This is a genomic window from Mycobacterium angelicum (assembly GCF_002086155.1).
Classification (GTDB): Bacteria; Actinomycetota; Actinomycetes; order Mycobacteriales; family Mycobacteriaceae; genus Mycobacterium; species Mycobacterium angelicum.
The window spans coordinates 1-6867 of record NZ_MVHE01000127.1 but is presented as its reverse complement, the minus strand read 5'-3'; the positions used below and the strand labels follow the sequence as shown (position 1 = coordinate 6867).

The following is a 6867-nucleotide window of genomic DNA, read 5'->3' as shown; positions in this document are numbered from 1 at the left end:
GTGCCGAACAGCCCGGCGGCCCCGCCGGCGCCGCCCTTCTGGCCCACCCCGCCCGAGCCGCCGGCACCACCGTCGCCGATCAACCAACCGCCGGGCGTGCCGTCATTCCCGGTGCCCGGTGCGCCGTTCGTCCCGTTGCCGATCAACGGGCGCTGGGTCAATGCCACGCTGGGTGCGTTGATCGCGTTGAGCAGTTGCTGCAGCGGCGAGACACTGGCGGCCTCCGTGCTGACATATGAACCCACTCCTGCGGTCAGCGTTTGCACAAACCAGGTATGAAACTCCGTCGCTTGCGCGCTTACCGCCTGATAGCCGTGCGCGTAGTCGGAAAACAACGCTGCAATGGCCGCAGACACTTCGTCCTCAGCCGCGGCCAGCAGCCCAGTCGTCGGCGCGGCCGCGGCCGCATTGGCCACGCTGAGTAACGAATTCACTCCGGTCAAATCCGTTGCAGCCGTGGCCAATACGTCCGGTGCAACGTTTAGAAACGACATGCGATACCTCCCCAAGCAATCACATACCCAGCCTGGTGAATATAGCGCCAATTTACGTGCGGCGTAGCAAGAATTGACGTAAGCGTCGGTCCAAGTCGCCGATCGGTCACTGCGCCAGCGTGTTCACCGCCCGCCGGAACAGCGGCGGTAGCAGCTCACACGCGGGGACAATGGCGCGACGGACCGCTCGTGGTGTGCTCGCCAGCACCAAGCCGCGGGTGAGCCACCGGTAGTCGCGGGTAACGCGGTGCCACGCGGCCTCATACGAGGAGGGGGCATCATCCACGATGGCGCGAACCGCCGCGCCCGCCTGCTTGACGGCGAGGCTGATGCCTTCGCCGGTCAGGGCGTCCTCGTACCCGGCCGCGTCGCCGACCAGCAGTACCCGGCCCGCGACGCGACGGGATACCACCTGGCGCAGCGGACCACAGCCGCGTGGTTGCCCATGACTGGCATCGTGCAGGTGCGGCATAAGCGAAGGGAACCAATCGAATTCGGGTCGCTGGCGGGACAGAATCGCCACGCCGACCAGATCGGGCTCTACCGGCGTCACGTATGCCTCACCCCAACGAGACCAATGCACTTCCACGAATCGAGACCACGCGGGCACCCGGTAGTGCCAGCGCAGGCCGTGCCGGCGCGGTGTTCCGGCGGTCGCGGTGATCCCGACGGCGCGCCGCACCGTCGAATGCAGTCCGTCGGCGCCCACCAGCCAGCGCGCGCGGATTCCGGCGGCCGTCACCGAATCGGTGTCTTGCTGCACTGAGGTCACCCGGGTCCGGATCCATTCGGTGTCTTGCTCTTTGGCGCGCGCTGCCAGTGCCGCATGCAGTGTGGTGCGCCGCACGCCCCGCCCGGGCCCGGTGCGAAACCGCGCCTCGGCGCGGCGATGCTCGTCCACATAGGCGATGCCCTCAAATGGCATACCTACCGGATCTACGCCCAGACAGGCCAGTTCGGCCAGGCCGCCCGGCATCAGCCCTTCGCCACATGCCTTGTCGATCGGGTCGTCGCGTGGCTCGGCGACAATTACCGAAAGCCCTTGTCTGCGTGCGTGTAACGCGGTTGCGAGGCCGCCCGGACCACCGCCGACGACCAACAGATCAGCGTCGTAGACCGTCATGTGTAGCCCAGTGCCGAGTTCTCCACACGCAGGCGCACTGTCAGCAACATCGCATTGGCCACGGTGAAGATCAGTGCGGTCAGCCAAGCTGTGTGTACCAGCGGCAGCGCGAACCCCTCGGCCACCACCGCAACGTAGTTGGGGTGATGCAGAAACCGGTACGGGCCGCGCTGCACCAACGGCGCATGCGGCAACACGATCACCCGGGTGTTCCACCGCCGGCCCAGCGACCCCACACACCACCAGCGCAGGCCCTGGCTCAGCGCCAGTACGCCCACCATCGGCCAGCCCAGCCACGGCAGGAACGGCCGGTGCAGCGCCCAGGTCTCCGCCACGCAGCCCACCAACAGTGCGCTGTGCAGCACGACCATCACCCCGTAGTGCCGCCGGCCAAACTCCTTGGCGCCCTGGGCAAAAGACCAGCGCGCATTGCGCTGGGCAATCACCAGCTCCACCAGGCGCTCGAGCGCGACCGCCAAGATCAATATGTAGTACATGGCCCTACCACTCGAGTAACACCAGTTCCGAGCAGAAGGCCGGGCCCATCGCCACCATCAGCCCGATCGAACCCGGCGGCGGGGGATCGGCCATGTTGGCTCGCAGCACGTCAAGCACCGACACCGAGGAAAGATTTCCGTTGACGCGTAACGAGTTTCGCGTGTGGTCAAGCGCGTCGGACGGCAGGTCCAGCACATTTTCGACCGCCTCGATCACCCGGGGCCCGCCCGGGTGGCACACCCAGGTCGTGACGTCCTCGGGGGTTAGCTTGTGGTCGGCGAGGAACCTGCGGACGTCGCCGCCGAGGTACTTCTCGGTCACCGTCGCGACATCGACGGACAACACGATCCGGAAGCCGTCGGTGCCGATCTTCCATCCCATGACATCTTCTGTTTCGGGATAGATCCTGCTGCGAGTCGCCACGACTTTGGGACCCGTGGAGCCAGTGGAACCACGGACGGCGCGGGCTGCCCCCTTGGTGATGACGGCAGCGGCGCCATCACCGAACAGACTGCTGGCCACCAGGTTCGCCACCGAATTGTCTTGGCGCTGAATGGTCAGTGAGCACAGTTCGACCGCCAGCAGGGCGCCCACCTCGTTGGGAAACGCGCGCAGGTAGTCATGCATGCGTGCCACCCCGGCCGCGCCGGCTACGCAGCCCAGGCCGAACAGCGGGATGCGCTTTATGTCCTCGCGCAACCCGACTCGGCTGGCCAGCCGGGCCTCCAGTGTTGGCACGGCCAATCCGGTAACAGTTGTCGAAAAGATCACGTCGACTTCCGACGGGTTGACCTTGGCCTCGTCGAGCGCGGCCAGCAGTGCCTGTTCGCCTAGGTCGAGCGCGACGCCCACGAAGGCGTCATTGGCCTCGGTGAAGCCGCTCAACTCGCTGTATCGGGAAAGCGGCAAGGCGGTGTGGCGGGACTCGACCCCGCTTCTGAGCGCAAAGCGCCGGAATTCCGGGCCGGCAAATTCGGTCAGCGCCCCGATGGCTTCGTCCTGGCTGTACTGGTTTTGTGGGAATTTCACCGCCACACCAGCCACGGCCGGACTGGCCGTCGGTGTGAGCACGCTGGAGCCCCCCGAAAGGCGCGCTGATCTTCCCCCTGTGATTGTGTCCATGTATTGAGTCACGTTACTGCCGTGGGATGAGTTCAGCTGGCGATCAGCTAGGGCAGCCCATTGAGTCCGTCCTGACCCACCAGCTTGCCGCCGCTGCCGCCGCTACCTGCGGTTGCGCCATTACCGCCGTTGCCGCCGTTACCGATTTGTCCGGCATCACCGCCGTTTCCGCCGCCGCCGCTGCTACCACTGTCACCGGGTGCTGACTCTCCGCCGTTTCCGCCGTTTCCGCCGTTGCCTATTAGGCCGGCATTGCCGCCGGCTCCGCCATCCCCGCCGGTCGAGATGCCTGCATGGCCACTCGCGCCACCGGTGCCGCCTGCCCCGCCTGAGCCGAACAGAAAGCCTGCGCTGCCGCCGGTTCCGCCGGCGCCGCCTGCCGCAGTGGCGGGGACGGAGCCAAGGCTGACGGTGATACCGCCCGCGCCCCCGGCGCCACCGTAACCGGCAAGAGTTCCAGCGTTGCCCCCCGCGCCTCCGGCCGCGCCGGTGGTGCTGCCGGAACCGCCTTTGCCGCCCGTCCCGCCATTACCGATCAACCAGCGAGCATCGCCGCCACTCCCTCCGGCGCCGCCGATCGAGAGCGCTCCGCCGCCCGCGCCGCCGGTGCCACCGGTGGCAAGGAGCCCGGCTGCGCCGCCGTCGCCGCCGACGCCACCGGCCGTGATGCCGTTGCCGCCGTCACCGCCGTTGCCGCCGGCGCCAGCCAGGAGCCCGCCGGTGCCGCCGGCTCCTGCGTTCGCCCCTGCGCCCACGTCGCCAATTCCGCCGCTGCCACCGTTGCCGCCGTTGCCGAATAGCCCACCGGCCCCGCCATTTCCGCCGATCCCGCCATCGTTGTGGCCGACCCCGCCACGGCCGCCCGTGCCGCCCGGGCTGAACAGCCCGCCTGACCCGCCGTCCCCGCCGACACCACCAACCCCAACGACGGACGTGTGGGCTTGTCCGCCCGTTCCCCCGGCGCCACCGGCGCCGGCGAACAACCCGCTGGCTCCGCCGGCGCCGCCGGCACCGCCACTGGTAGTGCCTAGGCCGCCGACGCCTCCCGCCCCACCGGCACCGCCCAACAACCCTCCGGTTGCGCCATTACCGCCTGCGCCGCCAGTGACAGCGCCTTCCCCTCCGGCGCCACCCACACCACCGGCTCCCACCAGCCGGCCGGCTCCGCCGTTGCCGCCGTTCCCGCCAATGCTGGTGCCCAGCCCGCCGGCCCCACCGGCACCGCCGGCACCGAATAGCCAGCCACCCGGTCCGCCACTGCCACCGCTCTGGTCGGCTCCGCCTGCTCCGCCGTTGCCACCGTTGCCGATCAACAGACCGCCAGGCTGCCCCGGGGCACCCATACCTGGGTTGCCGTTGGCGCCGTTGGCGATCAGGGGTTGACCCAGCAACGCCTCGGCGGGTGCGTTGATGACGTCGAATGCGCCCTGCAGCGGTCCGCTCGCGCCGGTCGCCCCTGAGCTGCCGATCGTTGGGCCGTACCCACCGTTGCCGCCGTTGCCTGCGGTACCGATCAGACGAGCGTTGCCGCCAGTCCCGCCGGCACCGCCGGCGCCAGGCGTTGAGCTGCCGCCATTACCGCCGTTACCACCGTTTCCGATGAGTGCGGCATTGCCACCGTGGCCGCCGGGACCGCCGTCGCCTTGTGGACCGAATCCGCCGGAGCCACCGGAGCCGCCGGAGCCGTACCAGATACCCGCGTTGCCGCCCGGCCCGCCGGACCCCCCGAAACCTTGAGAACCGGTGTTGCTCAGGGCGGTTGCGCCGGGCCCGCCTGCCCCGCCGGAGCCAACAAGCATCCCGCCGTCGCCGCCGCCACCGCCGGCCCCGCCGTTGGTTCGGCCCTGCCCGCCGATGCCCCCGGCGCCGCCGTCACCGATTAGCCAATCGGCGTTGCCGCCGGAACCGCCGTCCCCGCCGACCTGAAGGGCTACCCCGCCGCTGCCGCCCGCGCCGCCGGTGCCGAACAGCCCACCGCCCCCGCCGGCGCCACCGTGCCCGCCGGCAGTGATCCCCGCGCCGCCGTTGCCTCCCGTGCCGCCATTGCTGAAAGCCCCGCCGGACCCGCCGGTTCCGCCGTTCCCGCCGGCTTCGAGGAAGCCGACTCCGCCGTTGCCGCCAGTGCCACCGACGCCCGCAAACAGCCCGCCGGTGCCGCCGGCCCCGCCACCTGAGCCGCTGGTGTAGCCGAATCCACCGAGGCCGCCGGCACCGCCGGCACCGCCGAACAGGCCACCGCTGCCGCCGGCCCCGCCGTTCCCGCCGACAGTGGTGGTGCCAGCTCCGCCGCCCCCGCCGTTGCCGCCGGTGCCGCCGAACCAGCCGCCGGCGCCGCCGTTCCCGCCCGGGCCGCCGATGCTGCCTTGTCCGCCGACCCCGCCGGCTCCACCGGTGCCGAACAGCCAGGTGTTGCCGCCGGCCCCGCCGGTACCGCCGACCCCGCTGGTGTTGTATCCGCCGGTGCCGCCCATCCCGCCGGCACCCAACAGCCCACCGACTCCGCCGGTCCCGCCTCTGGTTTCCCCAGTCCCGCCGGCCCCGCCGGCGCCACCGGAGCCCAACAGCCATCCGCCTGCTCCGCCGTTGCCCCCGTCTCGTCCGGCTGCGCCGGATCCGCCGTTTCCGCCGTTGCCGATCAATATTCCGCCGGCCTCACCCGATGCCCCGGTCCCGGGTGCTCCGTTGGCGCCGTTGCCGATTAACGGCCGCCCCAAAAGCGCGCGGGTAGGGGCGTTGAGCGCATTGAGCGCAGCCTGCAAGGGCGAGACGTTGGCGGCCTCGGCGTCGGCATATGCGGTCGCGTTCTCGTTGAGGGTATTGAGCAATTGGCCGTAGAACGTTGCCGCCCGGGTGCTGATTAACCGATAGTCGGTCGCGTGGGCCTGAAAGAGCGCGGTGAGCGCTACTGACACTTCGTCGGCGCCGGCGGCCAGCAACTGGGCGGTAGGGCCCGCGGCCGCTGCATTGGCCGCACTGACGGCTGAGCAAATACGTGCTAGGTCTCCCGCCCCAGCAGAAATCAATTCCGACGACGCCACGACAAACGACATAGGCAGCTCCTATTCGCTCTGGCGATCCGTGGAATTGTGATGATGCCAACGAACCGCAGGAAATAGTTTAGGGTTTCACCGCTGCGTATTCCCGGAGACGCGGAAATTCGACTGCCTATAAACTGGCATTCGGTTGGGTGGGAAATGCGCTGCACCGGTTCTGCAAATGCCGTAGCCATGGGTCAAGGCCGGCCGTTGAGCCCGTTTGCTCCGATTAGACTGCCGCCGTTGCCGCCGACACCAGGGTTGCCAGTGGCGGTCGCAGTTCCGCCGTTGCCGCCGTTGCCGCCGTTGCCGATTTCCGCTGCGTCGCCGCCGATCCCGCCGGTGCCGCCGGTACCACCGACGGGTGCTGCGTCGCCGCCGTTGCCGCCGTTTCCGCCATTGCCTATCTCCCCGGCGTTTCCGCCGGTCCCGCCGGCGCCGCCGGTGGTCTGGCCTTGGTCACCGATTCCGCCGCTGCCGCCATTGCCACCGGCTCCGCCGGAGCCGTACAGGCTGCCAGCGTGGCCGCCGGCGCCACCGGCACCGCCCGTAGCCGGGCCGGGGGAGAGCACCCGCCCCACAGACCCGCCCGAGC

5 protein-coding genes and 1 pseudogene are annotated in these 6867 nt (G+C 69.8%); all 6 read right to left on the bottom strand.

What is annotated here, in order from left to right; translation table 11 throughout:
• The coding region (locus BST12_RS28160) for a PE family protein (protein ID WP_139802007.1) at nt 1-494 on the bottom strand (494 nt) is incomplete at its 3' end.
• Between the two features lie 106 nt (nt 495-600).
• Nucleotides 601-1617, bottom strand: coding sequence for an NAD(P)/FAD-dependent oxidoreductase (locus BST12_RS28155; protein WP_083116456.1), 1017 nt, complete (start codon nt 1615-1617; stop codon nt 601-603).
• A complete protein-coding gene (locus BST12_RS28150; protein ID WP_083116455.1) occupies nt 1614-2114 on the bottom strand; it encodes an isoprenylcysteine carboxyl methyltransferase family protein in 501 nt (166 codons plus the stop codon). Before BST12_RS28150 ends, BST12_RS28155 begins: the two co-directional genes overlap by 4 nt.
• A gap of 4 nt (nt 2115-2118) precedes the next feature.
• Nucleotides 2119-3237, bottom strand: a complete 1119-nt coding sequence (locus tag BST12_RS28145) for a type III polyketide synthase (RefSeq protein ID WP_083116457.1) — start codon at nt 3235-3237, stop codon at nt 2119-2121.
• A 47-nt stretch (nt 3238-3284) separates the two neighbouring features.
• Nucleotides 3285-6287: a PE family protein gene (locus BST12_RS28140; protein ID WP_083116454.1), complete on the bottom strand. Its 3003-nt coding sequence runs from the start codon at nt 6285-6287 to the stop codon at nt 3285-3287.
• Between the two features lie 182 nt (nt 6288-6469).
• Nucleotides 6470-6867 (bottom strand): annotated as a pseudogene (locus BST12_RS31350) (PE family protein); the annotation flags it as partial.